This is a genomic window from Myroides sp. TSA_177.3, from assembly GCF_052691955.1.
The window spans coordinates 1-25,773 of record NZ_JBQZGD010000008.1 but is presented as its reverse complement, the minus strand read 5'-3'; the positions used below and the strand labels follow the sequence as shown (position 1 = coordinate 25,773).

Here is a 25,773-nt window from a genome sequence, read left to right as displayed (position 1 = left end):
TTTTTTAATATGATGACGATACTATTATTTCTTTGCTTTGCCCGCCAAACTCAAAACGATGAATCCCAACAACCCTCCTAAACCAGAAGCAATTAAGATTCCCAATTTCGCCTGACCTGGAAACTCAGGGTGCAAATTAATATCAAAGGCTAATTCTGTTACGAACAAGGACATTGTAAATCCAATCGAGGCTAATAATCCTAATCCAAATAAGTTTTTATAGGTCATTCCCGCAGGCATTTTTACCACCCCTAATTTGATAATCAAAGCGGTTAATCCAAATACCCCTAAAACCTTTCCTATTAATAAACCTAGAGCAACCCCTAACGTAACTGCGCTTAATCCTTCTCCTCCACCTGTACTAATTGGAATAGCCGCATTGGCTAAGGCAAAAACAGGCATCACAAAGAATGCTACGAAATTGTGCATGCTGTGTTCTAAACGAATGGCTGGTGGCAAACTGTTAGTTGCTAAATCTTTTATTTCCTCTACGCAATCCATTTGCTCTCCCGTTAAGGTCGGAATCTTATCATCTGGATCAATGCTGTTGAATCTATTTTGTAGTTCTTTCATCTTTTTACGGAAGAACGGTTCGTGAATTTTAGCTGTTGATGGGATAGCAAAAGCAGCTAAAACGGCAGCAATAGTAGCGTGAACACCAGATAACATAAAAGCCAACCAGATTCCGCCAATTCCAATAATGGCGTAATAAATCGTATTGCGAATACCCAATAAATTACTGATAATCAATAATCCAAAAAAGCCCAATCCAATACCTAAATTAATTAAGGACAATTGTTCCGTATAAAAGATTGCAATCACTAGGACAGCACCTAAATCATCCGCAATAGCAAGAGCCGTTAAGAAAACTTTCAACGACGTCGGTACTTTATCTCCTAATAAATAAAGCACACCTAATGCGAAAGCAATATCTGTTGCCATAGGAATTCCCCAGCCGTGAGCTGCGTCTGTTCCTGCATTAAAAATAGCGTAAATAGAAGCAGGTACAACCATTCCTCCAATAGCCGCAATAATAGGTAACATTGCTTTTTTAGGAGAAGATAGCTCACCTGTGGTCAACTCTCTTTTCAATTCTAAACCAACAACGAAGAAAAAGATTGCCATCAATCCATCATTCACCCAATGTTTCAACGAGTGATTCAATGAAAAGTCATTAAATGAAAAAGCAATGTGATTTCCTTCCCAAAAAGCGGTGTATTGATCTGCCCATGCAGAGTTAGCCATAAAGATGGCAATCAAAGCAGCAACGAACAACACAATCCCACCAGATGTAGATTTTCGCATAAATTTACTTACGGGTGCTACAATCCATTTATCTGCTGGTGTTAACTTCAGATTATCTTCCATTTCTTTTGAGTTTGTATAAATATTTAATACCAAATATAGGTTTCCTACATCTTTTAACCAAGCAAGCCTTTTATTTTTTAATATATTCTAATTTTAGGCTTTGAATTTTTTTGTTATAAAAACACCTTTTCACTAGGCATTTTTTACTTTTAACCAATATTATCTACTATTCGTTCTTTTTTATTAGAAGCCTCTAAGTTACATTACTATTTCCTTCCTATTTCAATAAAAACACTTTTGCTATTTTTTTATTTGAACCACTAGGAAAAGAAAAACGCTATCCTTTGAAAAAGAATAGCGTTTACTGTCTTACATTGCTAACTTCAATGTTTCTCCTTCTACAAATACACCCGTAGAAGAAGTGATATTTATCTTTTGTTCTGCAGTATACCCCAACGTTTCACCATGTTTGAACACGACATCACTTCCAATAACATACGAACATATATTCACAATAAAAGAATACAACTCTTCTAGTTCTAAACTTGAATTAACCACTTCTAATTCCTGTTTCCCGAAATCCGTCAAACCATACGTATAAATACTATTTCCTTCTTCCGTACTGCGCAAACCGATATAGACCCATAAAGGAACTAATACTTTTCCTTCTTTCATTTCTTCATAATAATCCAAATATTGAGCACGTGGAATTAGCAACGTTTGACTACCTTGATACACACCCACACAGGTCGGTGTAGTTGCGATGATTGCATACAAAATACGAGAAAGCAACAAATGTCTTTCCACCGTATCCATTGGTCCGCTTAACACCGAAACAATGGCATGACTATCGACTTCTTGTACATCCTCTATTACACTTTTCCAATTATATGCATATTGAGCTGTGTTTTGAATGTCCTCTGTAGGAATCGGCGCTGGCATAAAAGCAATAGCAAACATCGTTCCTTCAACTGTCAATACTGCTGTTGTATCGTTGTAATCCGTTCCTTCTACCTGGTACCCCCACTCTTCCTGTAGGTTTTGCAATACAGCTTCAATACTGTATGTACCTCCTTTTTCAAACATAGGCATAGCCAATAATAGGCTATCTTCTTGCGCTGTTGTACTTGGTGTTTCTTTTTCTGGTTGTGGCTTCTCTTTTTTCAGCCAATTGAATAATCCCATAGCGTTATTTTATAAACTCAAAAATACACATTAGGGCGTACATCTCCATACTTAAATGGATTTAATTCTGACCTACTTTGACTTTAAATGCGCGTTTTCAGCAAGAATATCCTCAAAAAAGAACAAGAAGTCCAAGTAGATAAAAGGAATCTACACAGTTTTATAATTCCGAAAAAACCAAAGATAAAAGAGAAGATTTCAGTATATTTGTACTTTGATAAAATGAAAGTATGGATACAATCTTAGACAAAAATATACAACCACAGGCCAAACCAAAATGGTTACGTGTAAAATTGCCTACAGGTAAAAAATATACTGAATTAAGAGGGTTGGTTGACAAATACAAATTGCACACCATTTGTACCTCTGGTAGTTGTCCAAATATGGGAGAATGTTGGGGAGAAGGAACAGCTACTTTTATGATTTTAGGTAATATCTGTACGCGTTCATGTGGTTTCTGTGGAGTAAAGACAGGACGTCCGGAAACAGTGGATTGGGATGAACCAGACAAAGTTGCTCGCTCTATTAAATTAATGAATATCAAACACGCGGTATTAACTAGTGTTGACCGAGATGATTTAAAAGATGGAGGTTCTATTATATGGTCAGAAACAGTTAAGGCTGTTCGTCGTATTAGCCCTGGAACAACAATGGAAACATTAATTCCAGACTTCCAAGGAGAAGAACGCTTATTGGATCGTATCTTAGAAGTAGCGCCAGAAGTAATTTCACACAACATGGAAACGGTTCGTCGCTTAACAAGAGAGGTTCGAATTCAAGCCAAATACGATCGCAGTTTAGGCGTATTAAAATATTTAAAAGACAATGGCGCTAAACGCACCAAGTCCGGAATTATGTTAGGTTTAGGTGAAACAGAAGAAGAAGTAATCCAAACCATGCACGATTTAAGAGCAGTGGGATTAGATGTTTTAACTATTGGTCAATATTTACAACCAAGTAAAAAACACTTACCAGTAAAAGAATTCATCACACCTGAACAATTCAAAAAATACGAAGAAATCGGATTAGAATTAGGTTTCAGACACGTTGAAAGTGGTGCACTTGTACGTTCATCATACAAAGCTCAAAAACATATTTTATAATTATAATATTGATGGTCGCTGCTTGGCGACCATCTTCTTTTACAACCAATGAAAAAAATTAAAGTTGCAATTAATGGATTTGGACGCATTGGTCGAAATCTATTCAAGTTATTGCTCAATCATCCTGTCATTGAAGTTGTCGCTATAAACGATTTAGCTGATGTGCATACAATGGCACATTTGGTTAAGTACGATAGCATTCACGGTATTTTCCAAGCGGATGTTTCCCATGATGACAATCACCTCATCATCAACCAACAAAAAATACCTTATTTTAGTTCAAAGGAAATTGCAGACTTACCTTGGGCAGAACTGGAGATTGACTATGTTGTGGAAGCAACGGGAAAACGCAAAACAACAGCCCTATTAGCAGAACATATTCAACAAGGAGCGAAACGTGTAATTTTATCTGTTCCACCTGAAGACAATGAAATCAAAACAATTGTTTTAGGGGTAAATGAACAAATCTTAACGGGAGAAGAACGCATTGTTTCCAATGCGAGCTGTACAACAAATAATGCAGCTCCAATGGTAAAGATCATCAAAAAATTATGTGGGATGGAACAAGCCTACATCACAACGGTTCACTCCTATACCACCGATCAAAGTTTACATGATCAACCACATAAAGACTTGCGAAGAGCCCGTGGAGCAGCACAATCTATTGTACCAACTACCACAGGTGCAGCGAAAGCTTTAACGAAGATTTTTCCTGAATATGAAGGGAAAATTGGTGGAGGCGGAATTCGAGTTCCGGTTCCAGATGGTTCACTAACAGATATTACGTGTTATGTTCAACGCGCAATAACCATTGAAGAAATCAATCAAGCATTTAAAGACGCAGCAGAAAATGAATTGAAGGGAATTTTAGCCTATACGGAAGATCCTATCGTTTCTGTAGATGTCATTGGCAATACACATTCTTGTCTATTTGATGCACAGCTGACTTCTGTTCTTGATCGCATGGTTAAAGTAGTGGGATGGTATGATAATGAAATTGGATATTCCTCACGTTTGATCGATTTGATTCTCTATTTCGATTCCATCAAAAAAGACTAAAAATACATAGAGAAGTGAATCATCACAAATACCCAGATTGTTCACTCCCTATCACATAAAAAAAATAGGCATTGCTTTCGCAATGCCTATTTTTTTATTTATACTAGGTATAATTATTTCTTTTCTTGAAGCTTTTGGCTCATATCCATAGAAATAGCAGAACGCTCCATTAATAGTTTTCCTGCCATTGTTTCTACAACAACTGTTAATTCATTTAACTCAGCAATTCTTCCGTGTAAACCTGATTTAGTTACAATACGATCTCCTACTTTTAAACTAGCTTCGTATGTCTTTTCTTGTTTCATTTTCTTTTGTTGCGGGCGAATCATAAAGAAATAAATCGCAACAAAGATGAAAATCATAGGTAAAAATTGTTGTATACCTTCCATAAAATATAAGTATTAAAAAATTAGTTTGCCGGAGAAACGTTAGCTTTGATCGTTAATAACTCCTCTCCTTTTTCTGTATTCGTTGTTAAAGTAACGGTCTTTTGTTGTTGTCCAACTGCTCCTGTTTGAAATCTAACTTTTAGTTTTGATTTTTCTCCTGGTTTAATTGGTGTTTTTTGATATTCTGGTACTGTACATCCACAAGTAGCACGAGCATCAATAATAACTAAGTCTGCATTTCCTGTATTCGTAAATTCGAATTCTGTTTCTACTGCTTCATTATTTCCAATCGTCCCAAAATCATGTAAAAGTTCTGCAAACTCCATCTTCGGGCTACCTTGGTTTTGTTTCGTTACAGCATCTTGCTCTATTTTTGCCACATTATCTTCGCTAATACGACTTGATGCATCATTCTTTTTACAAGCTGTCATGGTTAATAAAGCCACGCAAGACAACATAAATACTTTTTTCATCTCAGTTATAGTTATTATGGTTAATTCGTCTTATAAAAGTCCTTTTCCAATTTTATTCAATCGGCCTTGAGTTTCTAATTCTTTCGATATAGTATCAAGAATCCCGTTGATAAATATACTACTTTTTGGCGTAGAATACTCTTTCACCACCTCTAAATATTCATTTATCGTAACTTTTACTGGGATCGAAGAAAAACGCAACATCTCGCAAATAGCCATTTTTAATACCACAATATCAATAGCAGCAATACGCTCAATATCCCAATTTGGTGTTTTACCATCGTATTCTTTAGCCAATTCAGCACCATTTAAAAATGTTCTGCGGAATAAATCCATAGCAAAATCTTTATCTTCTGAATCTTTGAAAACTTTTGGCACAAAAAAGGCTTGCTCCTTGTTTTTCAATTGTTTCAATTGCTTTTGAATCAAGGTGTTTACTACAGGAAAATCATCTGCCCATGTTAACTTCGTATCTTCTAAAAAGTCGTAAATTTTATCATTTGGCGCAATAATTTCCGTGTACAAATCCACAATAAAATCTTGATCTTCTTGGAAAGAACGCGTCGTTGATTTCATGTAGTCCTTATACAACTGACTTGCTTTAACCTCCTCCAACATCGACTGAACGTAATGGTCTTTTCTTTGCCAATACACCATGCTTCTCTCTTCCACTTTATTGCTAATAGAAGTAGAATTACTCAATAGTTCGAGTACTTGGTTTTCGATAAATTTTTTATTTGGATTGCGTTCTTCGTAAGTAGCTAAATGTTTTTTCTGAGAAATCTCGATGTATTCTTCTTCTTTTTTTCGAATTTCTATCAGGAGGGTTAGCATCAATAAATACAACTCTTGTATACTATCCATGCTGTGGTTTAAAAATTTCTCACCCGTTTGAATTTGGTCAGAATTACTTTGGTGCAGTGCATAAAGCGTCTGCATAACCTTGATACGAATGTGTCTTCGATTTAACATGCTACTAAAGAACTTAAATGATTTGAATTTTTATTTCAGCCGACAAAGGTAAGAAATATTATTTCTTATCAAACTAAATAATGCAATTCATCGGGTAGATTTAACTTGTTTTTAAAAACTACAGCCTTCCATCAGCTAAAAAAATAAAACAACGGCTAAAAAAAACGAGGTCTATTGACCTCGTCTCCCGATTTAATTAAAGGTATAGAATAGTGAATCTACCTTTTGTAATGACAATAACAACATGTATGGAGGTATTGCATTTTATTGTTAGTCTAGACTTGCTTTTTCGGCGCGGCGATCGGCTTCTGATACATTTTCTGCTTTTCCAAACTTCCAATACGAATAAGCATATAGCTCTTCTTTGGTCCAATTTTTCTCTTTGCGCAAGAAGTTGCGCAATAATTTCACATTGGAAAACTCAGCCGCAACATAGGCAAATTTAGATTCCATTTCTCCTTGTTCTTCAATATAAGTCAATGCTTTTTCAGCTAATAACGTATGTTGACCTGGTGTTGGATTAATAATCCATTCGATATCAGCTTGTGCTTTCGTCTCTAAATCTTGAATATCCTCTTCTGTTTCTACTTCAATGAATCCTTTGACTTGTACACCTGCAGGTAAATCTTCTAAAATAGCTCCTAAAACAGGAATAGCAGTAGCATCTCCTACTAAAATATAACGAGCTGCTGCTGGATACAATTCAGAAGCTTCTGTTCCCATAGCTACTCCTAACTGAGCGCCAATTGGAGCTTGTATCGCCCATTTGGATGCAGGTCCTTCATCTCCATGTGCAACGAAATCAACGTATAATTCATTGGTTTCTAAATTGATTCCACGATGAGTGTAAGTTCTAACACTAGGACGAATAGCCTCATCCATAGGTACCCATTGTCCTTTTTCAGCATCAAATTCTGGTAGATACACTTGATCACATCCTTCTGGTGCTAAAAATATTTTATTGTTCGCTCCTATTGTTGTACGATTAAACTTTTGGGTATCTTTTCCTTCTAGTGTAATACGTATATAATGAGGCGTAATATAAGTTCTTTCTTTTAATGTAAATATTCCTCGATCTACAGTTTTCTTAGCCATATATCCTTGCTTTATTTATAAAAATCAATTTCTTCCTCCTTGAGGTGAAAGACAAATATAACTTTTTTAAATTAGATTAAGTATAAATAACAACCTCTCCTGCTAATAATCCAATACAATCCCTCTTTTGCCCCTCTGGTGTCTATCCATCTTATTCTTCCACCAATAAAAAGGAAGAACTACGTGCGAATCGCAAAAAATGTTTTTCCCCTCTTTGATTAATGTTTATTTTTGCTGAAAATATAGAAGCAAACATGTTAATTATTGGAATTGCAGGCGGTACTGGAAGTGGAAAAACAACCGTAGTTCATCAAATTATGAACGAACTACCTGAAACAGAAGTAGGTATTATATCTCAAGACTCGTACTACAAAGCGACAGACAATCTTAGTTTAGAGGAAAGAACCTTAATCAATTTTGACCATCCAAGATCGATTGACTTTGATTTATTGGTTCAACACCTAAAAGAATTAAAAGAAGGAAAAAGTGTGAATCAACCCGTATATTCTTTTGTGAAACACAACAGAACAGACGATTATATTCTTACACACCCAAGAAAGGTAATGATTGTAGAAGGGATTTTAATTTTGTGTAATCCTGAATTACGAGAATTATGTGATATTAAGATTTTTGTTCATGCAGATTCTGATGAGCGCTTAATTCGTCGATTAAAACGCGATATTGCTGAGCGTGGACGTGATATGATTGAAGTACTTAATCGTTATCAAAACACATTAAAACCAATGCATGATCAGTTTATCGAGCCATCAAAGGCTTATGCTGATATTATTATTCCTAATGATACCTATAATACAGTAGCAATTGATATTGTTCGTACTGTAATTAATGAGAAAATAGGTTAACTTTATACCAAATAAATAACAATCAAGCCAATGGATTCAAAAAGCATGCTTCGCAAACTGAGATATATCCGAATAGTGAAAAACCCGTTTTTTTTAATCACTATTGGCTTTTTTGTTTGGATTATTTTCTTTGATAGCTATTCCTTAATTGAGCATCATGCAATTGATCAAGAGATTGATAAGCTAGAAGAAAGACGAGATTATTTCCAAAATGAAATAGACAAGGACAAACAAGCCATCAAGAATTTAAAAGATGGCGATGCCACAGAAAAATACGCTAGAGAGAAATATTATATGAAGCGAGATAATGAAGATATTTTTATCATTGAATTTGATACCTTATCTTCGAAGTAAACCTGACATTTAATTCCTATGAATCATCATCTTTTCGGAGAATTTACAAGTATTCCGCCTAAACAGTGGAAGAACAAAATTCAATACGAACTAAATGGAGCCGATTATAATGAAACTTTAGTTTGGGAAAGTTTAGAAGGCATCAAAGTACGTCCTTTTTATTCTGCGGATGAAAGTCAACCGCTCCCAATCGCTACTCAAAACACACAATGGCGTATTGTCTATACTATCTATATTCAGGATATAGCGAAATCCATTAGCAATGCAAAAACTGCGTTACAAAAGGGTTCCGAAGTTATTTATTTTACTTTAGCTACAGCTGACCTTGATGTTATTCCGTTACTCGATGCTTTACCTCGAGAAGTGACCTATTTTTTGAGAGCTTCATTTTTAGATCAAGTTTATATGGAACGCGTGGCACAATGGGCCATTCAACATCAGTATACGCTTCATCTTTTAGTTGATCCAATTTATCAACTGGTAACAGATGGCAATTGGTTTCACAACATCAATCAAGATTTTGCTATTGTTCACGCACTAACCCATCAATATGCAACGGTCAACTTAACCATTGACACCAAAGCGTATCAACAAGCTGGGGCTACTATTGTACAACAAGTGGCTTATGCGTGTAATCATTTCAATGAATATCTTTCAAGAGTAAGGACGCAAGGACAACCTATTTTTGTTGAGGTTGCCATGGGTTCTAATTACTTTTTTGAAATTGCAAAACTCAAAGCCTTGCGTTTGCTTTTTGACTTAATTGGACAAGAATATCAAGTACCTCAAGGAGTAGTAAAGATTATCAGCCTACCTACCAAGCGAAATAAAACGCTGTATGGAGCATCAATCAATGCCCTCCGCACAACAACAGAATGTATGAGTGCGATTTTAGGAGGGGCCAATTTTGTTGGAAATCTACCTTATGATGTACTCTATCGAAAAGAAAATTATGCGAGTCAACAAATCGCAAGAAATCAGCTACTCACGTTAAAAAAAGACAGTGATTTCCAAGCTGTTGACAACCCTACAGCAGGCGCTTATTATATAGAGGAATTAACCAAGCAAATTGCTGAAAAAGCGTTGGATATTATCAAACAGATTGAAAAAGCAGATGGTTTAATCACCTCTTTTCACGAAGGTACAATTCAACGCAAAATTGAGGAAGCGGCGGCAAAGGAACAACAGCTGTTCCAGACGCAAAAGGAAATTTTAGTAGGTACCAATCTACAAGCCAATCCCAACGAAAAGATTCAGGCTCAATTGGAACTTTTTCCTTTTGTCAAACACAAACCACGCAAAACACTCATTGCCCCTATCATAGAGAAACGCCTAGCAGAAAGCTACGAACAACATCGATTAACAGAGGAAAACAACTAAGATTATTCGTTATGAAAAGAAAGGATTTACAGCATTTAAAAATAGATTCTACTCTATTCGAAACAAAATCAGCTTCCCCTGTTCCTACAGCTATTGAGGATATTGCCAAGCCGCAAACAGATGGAGAAGAAGACTTTCACTATGCTGCCGGATTTGCTCCATATGTACGAGGAATCTCTCCAACTATGTATGTACAAAAACCTTGGCAAAGCAATCAAGTTCCACAAAGTTCAACACTGGAAAAATGCAATCAGGTTTATCGCAATCAGATTCAGCAAGGACAAAAGGAAATCATGCTTATTTCCAATCCATCCCAACAGCAAAATACAATCCATTCCATTGAAGAGATGAAGGTCTTACTAGACCAACTCCCTCTCCATGAAATAGCTGTTTCACTGTATACCGATGAAAGTATTTTACCTTTATTGGCTTGTTATTTAGCAGCAGCTGAAGAACTAGGTTTTGATGGAAAATCCTTATCGGGTCACGTACACTATGATTTAGTGTTACCTGTTTTTACTTCAAATGGATTATACTCTTTAGAAACAGCACATCAACTAGTTGCGGATATAAATAGGTACATGCACCAGCATCACCCTGCATTCAATGCGCTTTCTCTTTCCAACAAAGCCTTGCAGTTGCTTAATCTGACGGCTGATCAAGAACTGGCCTATAGTTTAGCACATGGGGTTGATCAAATTAAGGCCATTGCAACACCAGCTATTTCGGTTGATTATTTAGCTACGCATCTTTCGTATGTTTGGTCTGCAGATACACATCATTTTACAACACTAGCTAAAATGAGAGCTGCTCGTGGACTATGGGCGAAATTACTCAAGTCTTTGAACGTGAAGAATGAGCAAGCACTTGCTTTATCTATTCGCACACAAACACGGCCAATCTCTTTGGATTCGAATGAAGCAATGGAGGCCTTAGGTCCAACAACTGTAGAAGCTACTGCTGCTATTTTTGGAGGTACACAAGCGCTTCACTTGCAACTACCTCCTACTCCATCAACGGGGCTTACCGCAGGTCAAATGCAGCGTTTTTTAATGGAAGAAATTAAAAGTTGTAAAACAGTTGATCCTTGGGCAGGCAGCTATTATGTAGAACAACTAACGCAAGATATTGTTACAAAAACGTGGGATACCCTTCAAGAAATTGAAAATAAAGGAGGAATACAATCCATACTCACACAGCTAATTCAAACGCAACTTGCTAAACAACCTACCGTAGAATCTAAACCTAGTGATGAGATAGTAGCTGTTGATCCGATTCCTTCTCGTCAAACTAAAGAAGTAGAAAAGGCTTTAGCCAACCTTGCTGAAAGTATACAAACACCAAGTGAAAATGTCTTGGCCTTAGCCATTAAAGCAGTGAAAGCACGTGCAACGCTTAGTGAAATTCACCAAGCCTTACTCCGCTAAATCTCGTTTTCACAATTCCCTAATTGACAATCAATTAAAAACAAGAAAACACGCTTTTTTTGAAGGGTACTTCATTAATTGCTATCAAAACGCGTACCTTTGTCTTATAATATAAGTATAGGTTATGACATTTGAAGATTTACAACTGAATAAAAACATTCTACGCGCCATTGAAGAACTTGACTATCAAGCTCCTACTCCCATTCAACAAAAAGTAATTCCCTTGGTTTTACAAGAGAAGGATGTTATTGGTTGCGCGCAAACAGGAACGGGAAAAACAGCTGCTTTTGCCATGCCTATTTTACATTACCTTCATCGCTTAGGCAATACCAAACGCACAAAAAATGCTCGTGTATTAGTCGTAACACCAACACGAGAATTGGCGCAACAAATCGCAGATAATTTTACACTATATGCCAAATACACCAACGCAACTTTAATGACCATTTATGGTGGTGTATCAAGCAAACCTCAAATAGAACAATTAAACAAAGGAGCTGATATTATTATTGGAACTCCTGGTCGTTTATTGGATTTATACAAACAAAAACACCTCAATTTAGATCACGTGCATTGCTTGGTATTAGATGAAGCAGATTTAATGCTCGATATGGGATTTATTGATGATGTAAAAAAACTCATCCAGGTTACTCCAGATACGAGACAAACATTATTGTTTTCTGCCACTATGCCGTTGCCAATCCGAGAATTGGCGCATAACTTCCTAAAGAAGCCTGAATATGTAGCAGTTGATGCTATTTCATCCAGTGCAAAAACAGTGAAGCAACAGGTCTATTTCGTTGAGAAAGGAGAAAAGAAAAAGCTATTGTATCACCTGATTCGCAATCAAAAGTTAAGTGATGTTTTGGTTTTTACACGCACCAAACATGGGGCTGATGCTGTAGTAGAATCACTTGAAAAGAATGGAGTCAATGCAGCTGCTTTTCATGGAGATAAATCGCAAAACTTACGTCAAGAGGCTTTAGATAGTTTCAAGAAAAAGGAAACAAAAGTATTAGTAGCAACAGATATCGCTGCAAGGGGAATCGATATCGACTCCTTGCCTATTGTTATCAATTACGATTTACCTAATATTCCGGAGACCTTTGTACACCGTATCGGGCGAACAGGACGCGCTGGAAATGAAGGTTTAGCCATTTCTTTTTGCGATAAATCTGAGAAAAAATACTGGGATGATATCGTGAAATTTACGCGTACTCAACCTAAAATTGTTACAGATCATCCGTTCCCTTGGAAAGAAGAACCTAAAAAAGGAGAGGCAGCACCTAAAAAGGATTTTCGAAATAAAGCGAAAAATGCCAATTCACGTAAATCCGAGAACTCGAAAAAAAATAAAAAACGCTGGTATTAATCTCGTTGTAATTCCAAAGCATGAAAAGAATAATTCTGGGAATAGGTCTATTGGGTATCGCTCTACTCCTTTTTATTTGGTGGGCCAATGCACAAGTATCATCGAGTACAAAAGATCAACTATTTGATGAAATTGATCAAGTTCCTCATCATAAAGTAGGCATGGTGTTGGGAACCTCAAAGTATTTAAACGGAGGCCAACTTAATTACTATTTCACCTATCGCATTGAGGCAGCTGCAGAGCTCTATCATGCAGGTAAAATTGATTTCATTGTCGTTAGTGGAGATAATAGTCGCAAAAATTACAATGAACCCAAAGACATGGAAGAAGCCTTGATTGAACGAGGGGTACCAAAAGATCGCATCTATTTAGATTATGCAGGTTTTAGAACCTTAGATTCGGTCTATCGCATGCAAGCCATCTTCAATGAAGATGCTTTTACCATTATCTCACAACCCTTTCACAATGAAAGAGCGGTATACATCGCCAATCATTTGAATTTAAAAACAGTGGGATTCAATGCACAAGATGTTACCCGTAAATATGGATTCAAAACGCTTTTACGTGAAAAATTCGCTCGAGTAAAAGTCTTATTGGATCATTTCATTGATAAGAAACCAAAATATTTAGGCCCGCAGATTCTCATTGGAGAAGGGCTAAAACAAGAAAAAGTCGAGTAAATTACTCGACTTTTTTTTAGTATTAACTGAATAGATGCCAAAGTTGTGTAACAGTAAAACACACGATTAAACCAAAGATAATCGGTAAAATTGAGGCAACTGTCGTCCATTTGACACTATGTGTTTCTTTATAAATCGTGTAGATGGTTGTACTACATGGATTGTGCAACAAACTAAAAAGCATCAGATTGACTCCCGTCAAGGTTGTCCATCCCGCCATTTGTAAAATGGTGGCAATCTCTCCATCTGAAACTTCAAACATCACCCCTGCTCCTTCCCCTAATGTAGCATCACCTAACACCATAGCCGTAAGCATTAAAATCGTAGGGATTACAATTTCATTAGCCGGAATTGCTACAATATAAGCCAATAAAATCACACCATTTAATCCAATCAGAACGGCAAAAGGATTTAATCCTTCAATCATCCAAAGTGCTATACTTTTATCTGCAACATCAATATTACAAACCAACCAAATGATTGCCCCTGCAGGTGCAGCAAATACAACCGCACGCCAAAGAACAATTAACGTTCGATCAATCAAAGAGGTATAAACCGTCTGCCATACTCTTGGCGGGCGATATGGGGGTAATTCTAACGTAAAGAAAGAAGACTCCCCTTTCAGCATCGTTTTGGATAACATCCATGAAGTAAAAAACGTAAAGGCAATTCCCAATACCACAATTCCTACTACTGCTAAAGTAGAAACAGTAGGAGCCAAATATTTAGGTGCTAACGCGCCAATAAAAATAGTCGCCATTAAGATTTGTGTAGGCCAACGTCCATTACAAAGCGAAAAGTTATTGGTAATAATCGCAATTAGCTTTTCACGTGGACTGTTGATGATACGCGTTGCCACTACCCCTGCAGCATTACAACCAAATCCCATACTCATCGTCAAGGCTTGTTTACCATGGGCTCCTGCTCCTTTAAAAATACGATCGAGATTAAAAGCAACACGAGGTAAGTAACCAAAATCTTCCAGTAGGGTAAACAACGGAAAGAAGATGGCCATTGGAGGTAACATCACTGCAATTACCCAAGCCGTTGCTAGGTAGACTCCATCCACAAGAAAACCACTCAACCACCAAGGAAAATGTAAACTCACGGCTCCTTCTTTTAAAAAGGGATACAGCTGCTCCAATAAAAGATAAGACAGTGCTTCTGAGGGATAATTGGATCCGATAATCGTCAACCAAAGTATTCCACCGAGCATTAAAAGCATCAAAGGAAACCCTAAAAGCTTACTGGTTACTACGCGATCAATCAAGCGATCCACTCGAAACGCTCGTTGATTATCATCTACTTGGACACGTCCTTTTACAATAGTTGAAACCTGTGCGAAAATTGCCCCTGCTACATTATCGGAATAATCCAATCCTAATTCTTCGTTGTACTTTCGCGCTTTAGCTACGATTGGTTCTACTTGTGCTTCTGTAATATGAGCAGATAAAGTACCACTAGCTAAAGCTGTTTGAATACTAGAATCCTGTTGAATCAAACGCATGGCAATCCACGATACACTTGGTAATTGTGCATCCAAAGCCAATAAATCAGCAGCTATATCTTGAACTGCTTTTCTCGATGCTCCAGATATTCCCGTAATATTCTTTTGTTGTGCTACAAATTTTCCCGTTGCTACTTGATCAATAGCATGCAGAAGATCGGTAATTCCTTCTTTATTTCTGGCTGATGTTGGAATAACAGGAACTCCTAAGTCACGAGATAGTCCACGTACATCTATCTCCACTCCATGTCGCTTTGCTTCGTCCATCAAATTGAGACAAACCACTACTTTAGTTGTGATTTCCTGAATTTGAACAACCAAACTCAAATGGCGTTCCAATCGACCAGCATCAACGACCACCACGGTTACATCGGGTTCTCCAAATAAAATATAATCGCGCGCTACTTCCTCATCTTCTGAAGTAGACATCAATGAATATGTACCTGGTAAATCAACCAATCGATAGGTTTGGTCTCCATATAAGAAACTTCCTTCTGCTCGGGTTACTGTTTTTCCAGGCCAGTTTCCTGTATGTTGTTTAAGTCCTGTAAGTGCATTAAATATGGTGCTTTTTCCAGTATTGGGGTTTCCTGCCAGCGCAATAGCATAATCGTATTTACCTGATAGATTACCCAATTTTTTTAAATCAGCAGCTTTATTTAAATCACATAAGTCACAGGCTGAATGTGTTGTCATATACGTTCCTTTCCTCTTAATTAATTCTCTGCTTCAAGTAATACCATTTGAGCATCCTCTTTGCGCAAAGAAATAATTGTATTATAAATAGAATAAGCTACCGGATCTTTTAATGGACTAATGCTGTGAACTGAGATAACAGCTCCAGCTACAAATCCTAAATCGAGAAATCGTTGATGCACTTCTTTGGAACAATCTTTAGCGATGCCCTTAATGATGCCTTTACTTCCTAATTTTAAATCCGATAAATTCATTCCTTTGTCTTTTGTTTAGATATACAAAATTACAAAATTAGACAAGCCTAACAATAAATTTAGCGTAATTTATACTTTTTAAAAATAAAAAGGCACAACCTCTCCTAGTCGAAGATATAAAATGAAGTTATAGCACTCATTTTCTTCGTCTTATATCTAAACCAGAAAAGTAATTAATGGAGGTTACAGCGACTTAAACGCATTTTCAAAGGGAACACGATGAACCAAACTACGGCCTAAGGTAACTTCATCGGCATATTCTAATTCATCTCCGACGGCAATTCCTCTTGCAATGGTTGAGGTAATGACATCATAATCTTTGATCTGTTTATAAATATAGAAATTGGTTGTATCACCATCCATTGTTGAACTCAAAGCAAAAATCAATTCTTTGACATAACCGCTTTTTACTTTTTCCACTAGTGATTGGATGTTCAACTGACTTGGTCCAACACCATCAATAGGCGAAATTTTTCCACCTAAGACATGGTAAATTCCCTTAAATAGTTGTGTGTTTTCCAAGGCCATAACATCGCGTACATCTTCAACAACACAAATGATTTGGTGATCTCGAACAGGATTAGAACAGATTTCACAGATTTCTGCATCAGCTATATTATGGCAGCTTGTACAATAACTAATCTCACGACGCATCTTATCCAATGCTTGTGCCAAACGAGAAGTTTGCTCTTCAGGTTGTTTTAATAAATGTAAAGCCAATCGCAAAGCAGTACGCTTGCCAATTCCAGGCAGTTGAGCAATTTCCTCTACTGCTTTTTCTAATAATTTTGAAGGAAAATCCATCCGGCAAAGATATAAAATATACAACTATTTTCCATGTTTTTATATAGTTCGTCTTTCACATCAAAAAACAAATCCTCTAGTATAAGCCCTTGGTCACAAACCATTCATCCCCAACTTTTTTTCACCGCTACCCATAGAAATAGATCTATAAAATTTACTTACTTTTGATTTTCTGGAACTACAAAAATATACGGATACCATGACGCCTATCACAATCATCATTATTATCGCTATTTACTTTGGAATGCTCATTGGAATTTCTCAGTTAACGAGTAAAAAAGACAGTAGTAATGATGCCTTTTTTAGCGCAAATAAAAATGCAAAATGGTATTTGGTCGCTTTTGGAATGATTGGAACAGCCTTATCTGGCGTAACCTTTATTTCTGTTCCTGGTGAAGTAGGTTCTCCAAATGGAGAACAGTTTAAATACTTTCAGTTCATTTTAGGAAATGCCGTTGGTTTCATTATCACGGCAGCTGTACTCCTTCCTTTGTATTACAAGTATAACTTAGTTTCCATTTACACCTATATTGAGAAAAAATTAGGGTTCTACAGCTATAAAAGTGCAGCCTCCATTTTCTTACTCAGTAGAACAATTGGTTCGGCCTTTCGCCTGTATTTGGTTGTAATTGTTTTACAGCGTTATGTATTTGATTACTTTGGTATTCCGTTCTTTGCAACAGTATTAATTGCACTCTTATTGATCTATGCTTATACCTACAAAGGCGGATTAAAAACAATTATTATCACCGATTCACTGCAAACCTTTTTCTTGGTTTCTTCGGTAATCTTAACCATTATTTTCATTTGCCATCAATTGGATTTATCAGCTATTCAGGCTTTTGAATCTATTAAAAATAGCAACTATTCCAAAATATTCTTCTTTGAAGATTTCATGGGAAGTCGCTACCACTTTATCAAACAATTTGTTGGTGGTGTATTTGTCACCATTGCAATGGTTGGTTTGGATCAAGATTTAATGCAGAAAAACCTAAGCTGTAAAAACATCAAAGAAGCACAAAAAAACATGTATTCCTTCACGGGGATCTTCGTGCTTGTCAATCTTTTGTTCTTAGGGATTGGTGCACTTCTTTATATCTATGCCAACAACCAAGGTATCGATGTTCCCTTAGATGCAGTGACTCAAAAACCACGTACCGATTTACTATTTCCTGAAATAGCTTTCAACCACCTCGCTGTTATTCCTGCATTAGTATTTTTACTTGGGTTAACAGCCGCTACTTTTGCAACCACAGATTCTGCATTAACCGCCCTCACTACTTCTTTTTGTATTGACTTCTTACACATGGACAAAGACAAAGCGAATCCGTCCAACGTTTGGAGAAGAAAGTTGGTTCACTTTGGTTTTTCTATTTTAATGTTTTTGGTCATTATCTTATTTAATGCCATCAATGATGCCTCAGTAGTTAGTATGATTTTTAAAATTGCTTCTTATACCTATGGCCCATTATTAGGACTCTTTAGTTTTGCTATCTTCTTTAAAAATCGACAAGTGAAAGACAAACTTGTTCCTTACATCTGTATCCTTTCGCCTTTTGCTACCTTATGGTTTAGCAACAATGCTACTTCTTTATTGAATGGCTATGTTTTTGACAATGAATTAATCCTCGTTAATGCTTTAATTACGTTCATATTATTGCTGTGTATTAGCTCTAAATCAAAACTGATTCGTGCGTAAAAGAACCAACGTACACGCTTCTTCATATCCGATATTATGTCGAATCAAGCGCTTGTAAAAATCGGGGTTCTCTGTTCCAGGGTTAAAAATCACCCGATTCGGTTTTAATTCAATAATATAGTCGTAAAACTCTTCTTGTCTTTCTGGGTTGAGGTATAACGAAACGGTATCAATATCACGATACATTTTTTTATCCGTTTCAATAGTTACATCTGCCACTTTTCCTGTTCTCAAACCATGAGCTACTACAGGATGTCCGTATTCACGCAACATTCGAATCGCTTGATTGGAATAGCGTTCTTCTTTTAAGGAAGCTCCAAATACAATTGTTTTTTTCATGTTTAAAAGTCTTATACTTAAAAATAATAATTTATCTTAAATAAAACAAATTCACAACAAAATAAGAAGTTTGTGTAAAGAAAAATATAACACAATGATAAAAATCATGTTTTTATACTAAAACAATAGATACATTTGTTAAAGTATAATTGTAATACAGATAACTATGAAAAAGCTATTTCTATCATTATTAGGAGCTGTTTTATTAATGGGTAATACGGCTACTGCTCAAGAAACACCTACAAACGAGAAAGAATCGTACAAATGGCAAGTTCGCCTACGTGGTGTTGGAGTCATTCCACACAATAGAGCAGAAATCGGAGGTATTGGAGGACAAATAGATGTGAATAACAACTTTATTCCAGAACTTGACTTTACGTATTTCTTTACAGAAAACATTGCTGCAGAGTTAATCTTAGGAACATCTAGACACACTGTTGGAACTTTAGGTTCAGATTTAACTCCTGTTAAAGGTGATCCAGTAGCTAATGTAGACTTAGGAAGTGTATGGTTATTGCCTCCTACTTTAATGGTGCAATACCACTACCCTGTAACAAGTAATTTCAAACCTTATGTTGGGGTTGGGGTAAACTACACGATTTTCTACAACGAGAAATCAGGTACTGCAAAAGATATTTCATATGATAATAAATTTGGTTGGGGATACCAATTCGGATTTGATATTGACATCACAGATAAGTTCTTTATCAACGTTGACTTCAAAAAATTATTCTTGAAAACAGACGTAACAGTAGATGCAACAAATTTAAATCCAACAGGAGAGCAATTAAATCTTCCTGCTAAAGTAAAAATTGACCCTATGTTGATTGGTTTTGGTGTAGGGATGCGTTTTTAATCATTCAATTAATTTTTTTTATAAGATGTTCCTAACCATATCCTTGGTTAGGAACATTTTTTTTGCTCTTTGTTTTTGACGACCTTTGCCCTTGTTAGCATAAGGAGAAGAATTACATGGACCAATCAATTACGTTTAAAGGAATCAACAAACTTGCAATACCGGCTATTTTTTCAGGAATCTCAGAATCCATCATTACATTAACAGATATTGCCATTGTAGGAAATCTCAAAGAAAATAGTGTTGAAGCGTTAGGTGCAGTAGGTCTTGTTGGATCATTCTTATCCGCTATCATTTGGGTAGTGGCACAAACCAAGACCTCACTATCAGCTACGGTATCTCAACATTATGGTTCCAATAGACTCATTGCAATCAAAACTTTGGTTCCTCAAGCCATCCTGTTCAACTTCACCTTAAGCCTACTCCTATTTTTAACGACCACTATTTTTGTACACGAAATTTTTACCGCTTATAATGCTGAGGGGTTACTGCTTACCTATGCCAAAGAATACTATTTAATCCGCGCATGGGGATTCCCCTTAACCCTAATTACCTTTGCCTTGTATGGAGTTTTTCGAGGATTACAAAACACTATCTGGGCCATGAAATGTAGTCTAACAGGTGCATTGCTCAATGTTGTATTAACGTATCTATTGGTGTATGGTATTGATGGTTACATTCCTGCTTATCACATTCAAGGTGCTGCCTATGCGAGTGTTATCGCCCAAACCGTTATGCTCATCATGGCTTTCTACTATTTCTTCAAGTATACGCCTTTTACTATGCGTATTAGCAAAAATATCAACCCTACATTGAAGCCCTTCATCATCATGAGCTTCAATTTTATTATTCGAACAGCAACTTTGAACGTTGCCATCTACCTAGCAAATGCTTATGCGACTGGTTATGGAAAAAACTTTATTGCTGCTCAAAGTATCTTGATGAATATCTGGTTGTTCTTTTCCTTTTTTATTGATGGATATGCGACAGCAGGAAATGCAATGGCTGGAAAACTATTGGGCGAAAAAAACTATAATGCCATGTGGCACATGAGTAAAGCAATCAGTAAATATGCCATTATCATCTCCATTATACTTATTGCGATTTGCTTTGCCTTTTATGAACAGATTGGTTTGCTCTTCAATCAAGACCCTGACGTAATTCGCGTATTTACTTCTGTGTTTTGGATTATTCTATTAGTACAACCCATTAACTCCCTCGCCTATATTTACGATGGAATATTCAAAGGAATGGGGGATGCTAAATTCTTGAGAAACAATTTAATATTTGCTACTTTTTGCGGTTTCCTTCCTACATTACTCTTTTTAGACTATCTCGGTTTTCAATTGTATAGTGTATGGATTGCCTTTGCAGTCTGGATGTGCTGTAGAAGCTTTCCGTTGATGTATATTTTTAAAAAGAACTATGTGAGGAATGGTTAACTGTTGACGGGGTTAACGGTTTAACCCATAACTTCTAACCCATAACTTCTAACCCATAACCCAAAATGTAACACTGTTGCAAACATGCATCCGCTCTATTTATATTGTACAGAAGTACTTAACTTTGTATATAGAATAAATATAAATAGTTATGATACATCAAGATAAAGACAGTTGCTGCAATTCAAAACTTGAATTCAACAAAAAACCGGCGCATAACCACGAGGATCACAGTCATGATGACCACGACCACAATCACGGGGAAATGAATAGTAAATACACCATTGGTTTCAGTATTCTTTTATTCTTTTTAGGCGTATTATTTGCGAATGTTTTAAAAGCAGATTGGTTCATCAACAACCCTACATTACGTGTACTTTGGTATTTAGCGGCTTATGTACCTGTTGGTTTTCCTGTACTGAAAGAAGCTTTTTCATTAATGCTAAAGAAAGATTTCTTCAATGAGTTTTCACTTATGGGAATTGCTACTTTAGGTGCTTTTGCAATTGGAGAATATCCCGAGGCAGTGGCAGTAATGCTATTTTATACCATTGGAGAAATGTTCCAAGAATCAGCCGTAAATAAAGCCAAAGGCAATATTAAAGCTTTATTAGATATTCGTCCAAATGAAGCCAATGTATTTCGCAACAATGCCTTTACTATTGTTAATCCAGAAGAAGTACAGATCGGAGAACGCATTCAGGTAAAAGTAGGAGAGAAAATTCCATTAGATGGAGCTTTATTATCTGATAAAGGAAGTTTTAATACCTCTGCACTAACGGGAGAAAGTAAACCTTCTTCCTATAAAAAGGGAGAAACAGTGCTAACGGGAATGATCAACTTAGAACAAGTAATTGAGATTCGCACCACAAAACTCTACCAAGACAGCTCATTAGCTAAAATCCTAGAGATGGTACAAGAAGCAAGTACTCGAAAAGCACCAACGGAATTGTACATTCGCAAATTTGCTAAGGTGTACACGCCAATTGTTTTCTTTTTAGCTGTGCTATTAACCTTTGTTCCTTATCTATTCTTAGGTGAAGCATATGTATTTACCCAATGGTTAGAAAGAGCCTTAGTATTCTTGGTAATCTCTTGTCCTTGTGCCTTAGTTATCTCTGTTCCATTGGGATATTTTGGCGGAATTGGAGCGGCTTCGCGAAACGGTATTTTGTTCAAAGGGTCTAATTTCCTTGAATTAATGGCAAAGTTAGATATTGTGGTAATGGACAAAACAGGAACACTAACAGAAGGTGTGTTTAAAGTTCAAAAAGTAGAAACAACGCTACCACAAGAACAGTTTGTACAACTTGTAGCTGCTATTGAAAAACAATCCACCCATCCAATTGCGAAAGCAATTGTAGAAGCTTATCCAACCTCTTTAGTTGCAGAAAAGGTAAGGGAAATATCAGGTAAAGGGCTTGCAGGAGTAATCGATAATCAAGAAATATTAGTTGGTAATACTGCTTTATTAACCCAACATAGCATTGCTTATCCAGATGAGGTTAATGAAATTGTAGAAAGTATTGTCGTAGTTGCTATTGACAATCAATATGCGGGTTATATCACCATTGCAGACCAGATTAAAGAAGATTCTAAAGATGCCATTCGATTAATGAGATCCATGGGGGTACAAAAAACAATCATGTTGAGTGGAGATAAGGATACTATCACGCAGAAAGTAGCGCAAGAAACGGGGATTGATTTTGCTTTAGGAGGATTATTACCTGAAGGTAAAGTGGAACAAGTAGAGCGATTGAAAAAAGAAAATCCAACAAGCTCACTTGCTTTTGTCGGAGATGGAATTAATGATGCCCCTGTACTAGCACTGAGTGACGTTGGAATTGCTATGGGAGGTTTGGGTAGTGATGCCGCTATTGAAACAGCAGATGTTGTGATTCAAACGGATCAACCTTCTAAAATTGCTACAGCGATTCACATTGGAAAAGAAACACGCAAAATTGTTATCCAGAATATTACACTTGCCTTAGTTGTAAAAATTATTGTACTGATTCTAGGAGCTGGTGGAATTGCAACGATGTGGGAAGCCGTTTTTGCTGATGTAGGTGTGGCTTTACTCGCTATCTTAAATGCGGTACGAATTCAAAAAATGAAATTTATTTAATACCACACGCATAGAGAAAAACAAGAAGTCCTATATGGTTACATATAGGACTTCTTTATTTTATGTTTATTGATTATACGCCACATAAGCGCCAATCATCATCCCTACTAGGAAAAGTCTAAACGCAAATTTAATATGATTGTGCTTGATCTTTATTGTTTGATTATTCTTCAACATACCTACTATTTATATTTCATTCCCTAGCTTAAATATCAAGACAAGGCTTTAAATTGATCTAATGTTTCTTTCATTTGTTTCAAATAGCGACCATACAAACGTTTAATCCAATAGTGAGACAAGATGAAAACAAATAGACATAAACCAATAAAATAGGTTACAAAAAACACATTAGTAAAAAAAGGAATCATTTTATCTAAAGTGAATCCCATAAAAGATAGAATAAAGAAAATAACAAATGGAGCCAGTGAAAAACAGAAATTCTCATAGAGTTGAACATACATTCGCGCATGAAAATAAACTTCGTACAAACTATCGCGTGAGTTCATTTCAAACGTACTAGAAGTACGATAAAACATGGCCATTTTGATGATATAGTAAAAAGAAACTACTGCAAACAAAAAATAAACAACATAAAACATCACCGTATTTTCTGCTGGCATATTATATAATTGTGGGAAAAAAGCGATTCCTACAACACTAACACTTTGCAAAACAATATCCTTCAACGTATTCTTTCGGATGCGATCTAACGGTAAACGATCCATAGAGGAAACTAAGGCTTCTTCCGTTAATTTAGGTACACTAATATCTTGTGAATCCCATGATTTTTTAATATCGTCAAAATTCATATCCATTTCTCTTTATAATTTCTTGTAATTTATTTTTTGTCCGATTCAATTTTACTCTTGCATTTCCTTCTGAAATCCCAAGATTAATTCCAATATCTAGATGAGAAAATCCTTCTAGGTACAGGAAAATCAAAGCCTTTTCAATATCATTCAGTTCATGAATAGCTTTATAGAGATAGGTAATTTGATTTTCAACTTCTAAACAACTCTCTTCATTCCGCAAATAATGCTCTTCTCCGTTTAAACTAAACGTTGACTTTGACCTTTTGCTATCCTTTTTAAAATAAGTAATAGCGGTATTCAGACATACCCGATACATCCAAGTCGAAAATTGACTGCTGCCTTTAAAGCTAGTATAAGACTTCCAGAGCTGGCAAATCATCTCTTGATACAAGTCTTCCTGATCTGCTTTGGTATCCATATAGAGCTTCGCTACCTTAAATAAGATACCCTTATGATCATTAACTTGTTCTAAAAACTCTTTTTCTATGTTGACTCGCACAACTAGCTACTTTAAAATTGCATTAACTGTAAATCCTTTTTCTCTCAACAGGGCAATTACACCTGCTTCTCCTGCTAGATGTCCCGAACCTACAGCAAATAAAGTAGGTGCTTTAGGCATTAAGACAATCATCTTTTCTATCCAAGCGCGGTTGCGATTGTCCAATAATAAGGTTTTTCCCTCTGCTGATAATGACTTAGGATCAGTAGCCATCTGATAAAGCATTTCTATATCTTCTTGATTAAAAGCAGCAACCATCGTCTCAAAATCAGCAGCTGTTTCCTCTTTTTCTCTCAGTTGTTTCAGAATTTCTTTGGCAGTATAAATGCGATTGGTGATTTCTATTTGATCTTTAAAATGTTCTAAGCCTAAAAAGTATTTCTTTTTACTCAACCCTACATTTAAAATTTCCATATCATATCCTGTAACTTCACAAGGAATATCTTTAACAGCCAACATGCTCATTGCAATGACCGCAGGAAAACGATCTACGACATCTAAATCAATGGCATATTTACTTTTTAACAGCAGACGAAACTCTTCTTGCTCTTCTTCAGTCAGTTGAGAGGATAACGTAGTGTTGGAAACCATTAATTCTTGTATGCTCATTAATTCATCGATATCCGCCAAATTCACCTCTAAAGCAATTTGATCCACAGCCTCAATAGCCGTTAAAACTTTATCCGCTACGTGTAAATCCTCTGTACAGACGAGGTGAAACGTTCCCAATAAATAGGAAGATTCTACTAAACCATTGCCACTAATCTCCCAAAGAATAGATTTCGGTAGTTGTTCTTGAGCGAAACTAGTAAAAAAGGTGCATATAAAAAGAAAGTGAAGTAGAAATAAACGTTTCATATACTGTAGATTGATTGGTATTTTAGTAGTAAGTACTAAAAATACGAAAACGTTACATTTTTTTTGAAGATTATTTTTTAGGGAATGTTTTTTGTTTTTTCGCTTCTTTGCTTTTTTATGGTGGATTCAGTGATACAATATGCATCATGTAAGAAGGCCAATTCCCATTGGCCCCTACGTCCGTTTCCTCTCATCACCTTACCTTTCCAAACCGGTATAAAA

25 protein-coding genes are annotated in these 25,773 nt (G+C 36.2%); 12 read left to right on the top strand and 13 right to left on the bottom strand.

Annotation, left to right across the window (positions count from 1 at the left end; all coding sequences use genetic code 11):
* Positions 1 to 24: 24 nt before the first annotated feature.
* On the bottom strand, positions 25 to 1,368 hold the full coding sequence (gene nhaA, locus ACUTSE_RS09415; RefSeq protein WP_445640039.1) for a Na+/H+ antiporter NhaA: 1,344 nt from the start codon (positions 1,366 to 1,368) through the stop codon (positions 25 to 27).
* 309 nt (positions 1,369 to 1,677) lie between these two features.
* Complete coding sequence (locus ACUTSE_RS09410) at positions 1,678 to 2,493, bottom strand: DUF4261 domain-containing protein (RefSeq protein ID WP_445640038.1); 816 nt, start codon at positions 2,491 to 2,493, stop codon at positions 1,678 to 1,680.
* Between the two features lie 230 nt (positions 2,494 to 2,723).
* Here ACUTSE_RS09410 and lipA point away from each other — a divergent pair, with 230 nt between their 5' ends.
* The gene (lipA, locus tag ACUTSE_RS09405) at positions 2,724 to 3,596 is read left to right on the top strand and encodes a lipoyl synthase (protein WP_002990415.1); all 873 of its coding nucleotides are present in this window, start codon (positions 2,724 to 2,726) and stop codon (positions 3,594 to 3,596) included.
* Positions 3,597 to 3,644: 48 nt separating this feature from the next.
* Positions 3,645 to 4,655 carry a type I glyceraldehyde-3-phosphate dehydrogenase gene (gene gap / locus ACUTSE_RS09400; RefSeq protein WP_445640037.1) on the top strand — a complete coding sequence of 337 codons (1,011 nt, stop codon included), beginning with the start codon at positions 3,645 to 3,647 and terminating at the stop codon, positions 4,653 to 4,655.
* A 113-nt stretch (positions 4,656 to 4,768) separates the two neighbouring features.
* Here gap and yajC read toward each other — a convergent pair whose 3' ends face one another.
* From yajC to ACUTSE_RS09380, 4 genes are all read right to left on the bottom strand, one after another.
* Positions 4,769 to 5,044 carry a preprotein translocase subunit YajC gene (gene yajC, locus ACUTSE_RS09395; protein ID WP_002990410.1) on the bottom strand — a complete coding sequence of 92 codons (276 nt, stop codon included), beginning with the start codon at positions 5,042 to 5,044 and terminating at the stop codon, positions 4,769 to 4,771.
* A 20-nt stretch (positions 5,045 to 5,064) separates the two neighbouring features.
* On the bottom strand, positions 5,065 to 5,517 hold the full coding sequence (locus ACUTSE_RS09390; RefSeq protein WP_002990407.1) for a DUF1573 domain-containing protein: 453 nt from the start codon (positions 5,515 to 5,517) through the stop codon (positions 5,065 to 5,067).
* A 30-nt stretch (positions 5,518 to 5,547) separates the two neighbouring features.
* Positions 5,548 to 6,489: a transcription antitermination factor NusB gene (gene nusB, locus ACUTSE_RS09385; RefSeq protein ID WP_002990404.1), complete on the bottom strand. Its 942-nt coding sequence runs from the start codon at positions 6,487 to 6,489 to the stop codon at positions 5,548 to 5,550.
* A gap of 270 nt (positions 6,490 to 6,759) precedes the next feature.
* On the bottom strand, positions 6,760 to 7,584 hold the full coding sequence (locus ACUTSE_RS09380; protein ID WP_445640036.1) for a siderophore-interacting protein: 825 nt from the start codon (positions 7,582 to 7,584) through the stop codon (positions 6,760 to 6,762).
* Between the two features lie 254 nt (positions 7,585 to 7,838).
* On the opposite strand from ACUTSE_RS09380, the gene udk reads away from it, so the two are divergent.
* The 6 genes from udk (at position 7,839) to ACUTSE_RS09350 (ending at position 13,660) form a co-directional block, all read left to right on the top strand.
* Complete coding sequence (gene udk, locus ACUTSE_RS09375) at positions 7,839 to 8,447, top strand: uridine kinase (RefSeq protein WP_036462953.1); 609 nt, start codon at positions 7,839 to 7,841, stop codon at positions 8,445 to 8,447.
* A 30-nt stretch (positions 8,448 to 8,477) separates the two neighbouring features.
* Positions 8,478 to 8,801, top strand: a complete 324-nt coding sequence (locus ACUTSE_RS09370) for an FtsB family cell division protein (RefSeq protein ID WP_002990398.1) — start codon at positions 8,478 to 8,480, stop codon at positions 8,799 to 8,801.
* An 18-nt stretch (positions 8,802 to 8,819) separates the two neighbouring features.
* Entirely contained in the window at positions 8,820 to 10,181 is a 1,362-nt protein-coding gene (locus tag ACUTSE_RS09365) for a methylmalonyl-CoA mutase family protein (protein WP_445640035.1), read from the top strand.
* 11 nt (positions 10,182 to 10,192) lie between these two features.
* Positions 10,193 to 11,608 (top strand): methylmalonyl-CoA mutase family protein, encoded by a 1,416-nt coding sequence (locus tag ACUTSE_RS09360; protein ID WP_445640034.1) that lies wholly within the window; start codon positions 10,193 to 10,195, stop codon positions 11,606 to 11,608.
* A gap of 124 nt (positions 11,609 to 11,732) precedes the next feature.
* Positions 11,733 to 12,980, top strand: coding sequence for a DEAD/DEAH box helicase (locus ACUTSE_RS09355; protein WP_445640033.1), 1,248 nt, complete (start codon positions 11,733 to 11,735; stop codon positions 12,978 to 12,980).
* Between the two features lie 20 nt (positions 12,981 to 13,000).
* A complete protein-coding gene (locus tag ACUTSE_RS09350) occupies positions 13,001 to 13,660 on the top strand; it encodes a SanA/YdcF family protein (RefSeq protein ID WP_445640032.1) in 660 nt (219 codons plus the stop codon).
* Positions 13,661 to 13,682: 22 nt separating this feature from the next.
* Here ACUTSE_RS09350 and feoB read toward each other — a convergent pair whose 3' ends face one another.
* From feoB to recR, 3 genes are all read right to left on the bottom strand, one after another.
* Complete coding sequence (feoB, locus tag ACUTSE_RS09345; RefSeq protein ID WP_445640031.1) at positions 13,683 to 15,863, bottom strand: ferrous iron transport protein B; 2,181 nt, start codon at positions 15,861 to 15,863, stop codon at positions 13,683 to 13,685.
* Positions 15,864 to 15,883: 20 nt separating this feature from the next.
* Positions 15,884 to 16,117, bottom strand: coding sequence for a FeoA family protein (locus ACUTSE_RS09340; protein ID WP_002990390.1), 234 nt, complete (start codon positions 16,115 to 16,117; stop codon positions 15,884 to 15,886).
* A gap of 183 nt (positions 16,118 to 16,300) precedes the next feature.
* Complete coding sequence (recR, locus tag ACUTSE_RS09335; protein ID WP_115092662.1) at positions 16,301 to 16,921, bottom strand: recombination mediator RecR; 621 nt, start codon at positions 16,919 to 16,921, stop codon at positions 16,301 to 16,303.
* A gap of 199 nt (positions 16,922 to 17,120) precedes the next feature.
* Between recR and ACUTSE_RS09330 the strand changes: the two genes are divergently transcribed.
* Entirely contained in the window at positions 17,121 to 18,620 is a 1,500-nt protein-coding gene (locus ACUTSE_RS09330) for a sodium:solute symporter (RefSeq protein WP_445640030.1), read from the top strand.
* Here ACUTSE_RS09330 and ACUTSE_RS09325 read toward each other — a convergent pair.
* Positions 18,600 to 18,959 carry a CoA-binding protein gene (locus ACUTSE_RS09325; RefSeq protein ID WP_002990387.1) on the bottom strand — a complete coding sequence of 120 codons (360 nt, stop codon included), beginning with the start codon at positions 18,957 to 18,959 and terminating at the stop codon, positions 18,600 to 18,602. The two genes, ACUTSE_RS09330 and ACUTSE_RS09325, sit on opposite strands and share 21 nt — an antisense overlap.
* 166 nt (positions 18,960 to 19,125) lie before the next feature.
* Between ACUTSE_RS09325 and ACUTSE_RS09320 the strand changes: the two genes are divergently transcribed.
* From ACUTSE_RS09320 to ACUTSE_RS09310, 3 genes are all read left to right on the top strand, one after another.
* Entirely contained in the window at positions 19,126 to 19,815 is a 690-nt protein-coding gene (locus tag ACUTSE_RS09320; RefSeq protein ID WP_353103754.1) for an OmpW/AlkL family protein, read from the top strand.
* 116 nt (positions 19,816 to 19,931) lie between these two features.
* The gene (locus ACUTSE_RS09315) at positions 19,932 to 21,257 is read left to right on the top strand and encodes an MATE family efflux transporter (RefSeq protein WP_445640029.1); all 1,326 of its coding nucleotides are present in this window, start codon (positions 19,932 to 19,934) and stop codon (positions 21,255 to 21,257) included.
* A 151-nt stretch (positions 21,258 to 21,408) separates the two neighbouring features.
* A complete protein-coding gene (locus tag ACUTSE_RS09310; protein ID WP_445640028.1) occupies positions 21,409 to 23,382 on the top strand; it encodes a heavy metal translocating P-type ATPase in 1,974 nt (657 codons plus the stop codon).
* A 212-nt stretch (positions 23,383 to 23,594) separates the two neighbouring features.
* Here ACUTSE_RS09310 and ACUTSE_RS09305 read toward each other — a convergent pair whose 3' ends face one another.
* From ACUTSE_RS09305 to ACUTSE_RS09295, 3 genes are read right to left on the bottom strand one after another with little or no spacing between them, the layout of a single operon-like run.
* Positions 23,595 to 24,191, bottom strand: a complete 597-nt coding sequence (locus tag ACUTSE_RS09305; protein ID WP_445640027.1) for a hypothetical protein — start codon at positions 24,189 to 24,191, stop codon at positions 23,595 to 23,597.
* The gene (locus tag ACUTSE_RS09300; RefSeq protein ID WP_445640026.1) at positions 24,181 to 24,693 is read right to left on the bottom strand and encodes an RNA polymerase sigma factor; all 513 of its coding nucleotides are present in this window, start codon (positions 24,691 to 24,693) and stop codon (positions 24,181 to 24,183) included. Before ACUTSE_RS09300 ends, ACUTSE_RS09305 begins: the two co-directional genes overlap by 11 nt.
* Positions 24,694 to 24,699: 6 nt before the next feature.
* Positions 24,700 to 25,551 carry a TraB/GumN family protein gene (locus tag ACUTSE_RS09295; RefSeq protein WP_445640025.1) on the bottom strand — a complete coding sequence of 284 codons (852 nt, stop codon included), beginning with the start codon at positions 25,549 to 25,551 and terminating at the stop codon, positions 24,700 to 24,702.
* Positions 25,552 to 25,773: the final 222 nt, after the last annotated feature.

Coding starts and splice junctions, on each gene's coding strand:
- ACUTSE_RS09350 (WP_445640032.1), top strand. CDS start 13,001: ATGAAAAGAATAATTCTGGGAATAGGTCTATTGGGTATCGCTCTACTC.
- ACUTSE_RS09310 (WP_445640028.1), top strand. CDS start 21,409: ATGATACATCAAGATAAAGACAGTTGCTGCAATTCAAAACTTGAATTC.
- ACUTSE_RS09355 (WP_445640033.1), top strand. CDS start 11,733: ATGACATTTGAAGATTTACAACTGAATAAAAACATTCTACGCGCCATT.
- ACUTSE_RS09295 (WP_445640025.1), bottom strand. CDS start 25,551: ATGAAACGTTTATTTCTACTTCACTTTCTTTTTATATGCACCTTTTTT.
- feoB (WP_445640031.1), bottom strand. CDS start 15,863: ATGACAACACATTCAGCCTGTGACTTATGTGATTTAAATAAAGCTGCT.
- ACUTSE_RS09380 (WP_445640036.1), bottom strand. CDS start 7,584: ATGGCTAAGAAAACTGTAGATCGAGGAATATTTACATTAAAAGAAAGA.
- ACUTSE_RS09305 (WP_445640027.1), bottom strand. CDS start 24,191: ATGAATTTTGACGATATTAAAAAATCATGGGATTCACAAGATATTAGT.
- ACUTSE_RS09365 (WP_445640035.1), top strand. CDS start 8,820: ATGAATCATCATCTTTTCGGAGAATTTACAAGTATTCCGCCTAAACAG.
- ACUTSE_RS09360 (WP_445640034.1), top strand. CDS start 10,193: ATGAAAAGAAAGGATTTACAGCATTTAAAAATAGATTCTACTCTATTC.
- ACUTSE_RS09315 (WP_445640029.1), top strand. CDS start 19,932: ATGGACCAATCAATTACGTTTAAAGGAATCAACAAACTTGCAATACCG.
- udk (WP_036462953.1), top strand. CDS start 7,839: ATGTTAATTATTGGAATTGCAGGCGGTACTGGAAGTGGAAAAACAACC.
- nhaA (WP_445640039.1), bottom strand. CDS start 1,368: ATGGAAGATAATCTGAAGTTAACACCAGCAGATAAATGGATTGTAGCA.
- ACUTSE_RS09370 (WP_002990398.1), top strand. CDS start 8,478: ATGGATTCAAAAAGCATGCTTCGCAAACTGAGATATATCCGAATAGTG.
- ACUTSE_RS09340 (WP_002990390.1), bottom strand. CDS start 16,117: ATGAATTTATCGGATTTAAAATTAGGAAGTAAAGGCATCATTAAGGGC.
- yajC (WP_002990410.1), bottom strand. CDS start 5,044: ATGGAAGGTATACAACAATTTTTACCTATGATTTTCATCTTTGTTGCG.
- ACUTSE_RS09330 (WP_445640030.1), top strand. CDS start 17,121: ATGACGCCTATCACAATCATCATTATTATCGCTATTTACTTTGGAATG.
- lipA (WP_002990415.1), top strand. CDS start 2,724: ATGGATACAATCTTAGACAAAAATATACAACCACAGGCCAAACCAAAA.
- ACUTSE_RS09390 (WP_002990407.1), bottom strand. CDS start 5,517: ATGAAAAAAGTATTTATGTTGTCTTGCGTGGCTTTATTAACCATGACA.
- ACUTSE_RS09320 (WP_353103754.1), top strand. CDS start 19,126: ATGAAAAAGCTATTTCTATCATTATTAGGAGCTGTTTTATTAATGGGT.
- gap (WP_445640037.1), top strand. CDS start 3,645: ATGAAAAAAATTAAAGTTGCAATTAATGGATTTGGACGCATTGGTCGA.
- recR (WP_115092662.1), bottom strand. CDS start 16,921: ATGGATTTTCCTTCAAAATTATTAGAAAAAGCAGTAGAGGAAATTGCT.
- ACUTSE_RS09410 (WP_445640038.1), bottom strand. CDS start 2,493: ATGGGATTATTCAATTGGCTGAAAAAAGAGAAGCCACAACCAGAAAAA.
- ACUTSE_RS09325 (WP_002990387.1), bottom strand. CDS start 18,959: ATGAAAAAAACAATTGTATTTGGAGCTTCCTTAAAAGAAGAACGCTAT.
- nusB (WP_002990404.1), bottom strand. CDS start 6,489: ATGTTAAATCGAAGACACATTCGTATCAAGGTTATGCAGACGCTTTAT.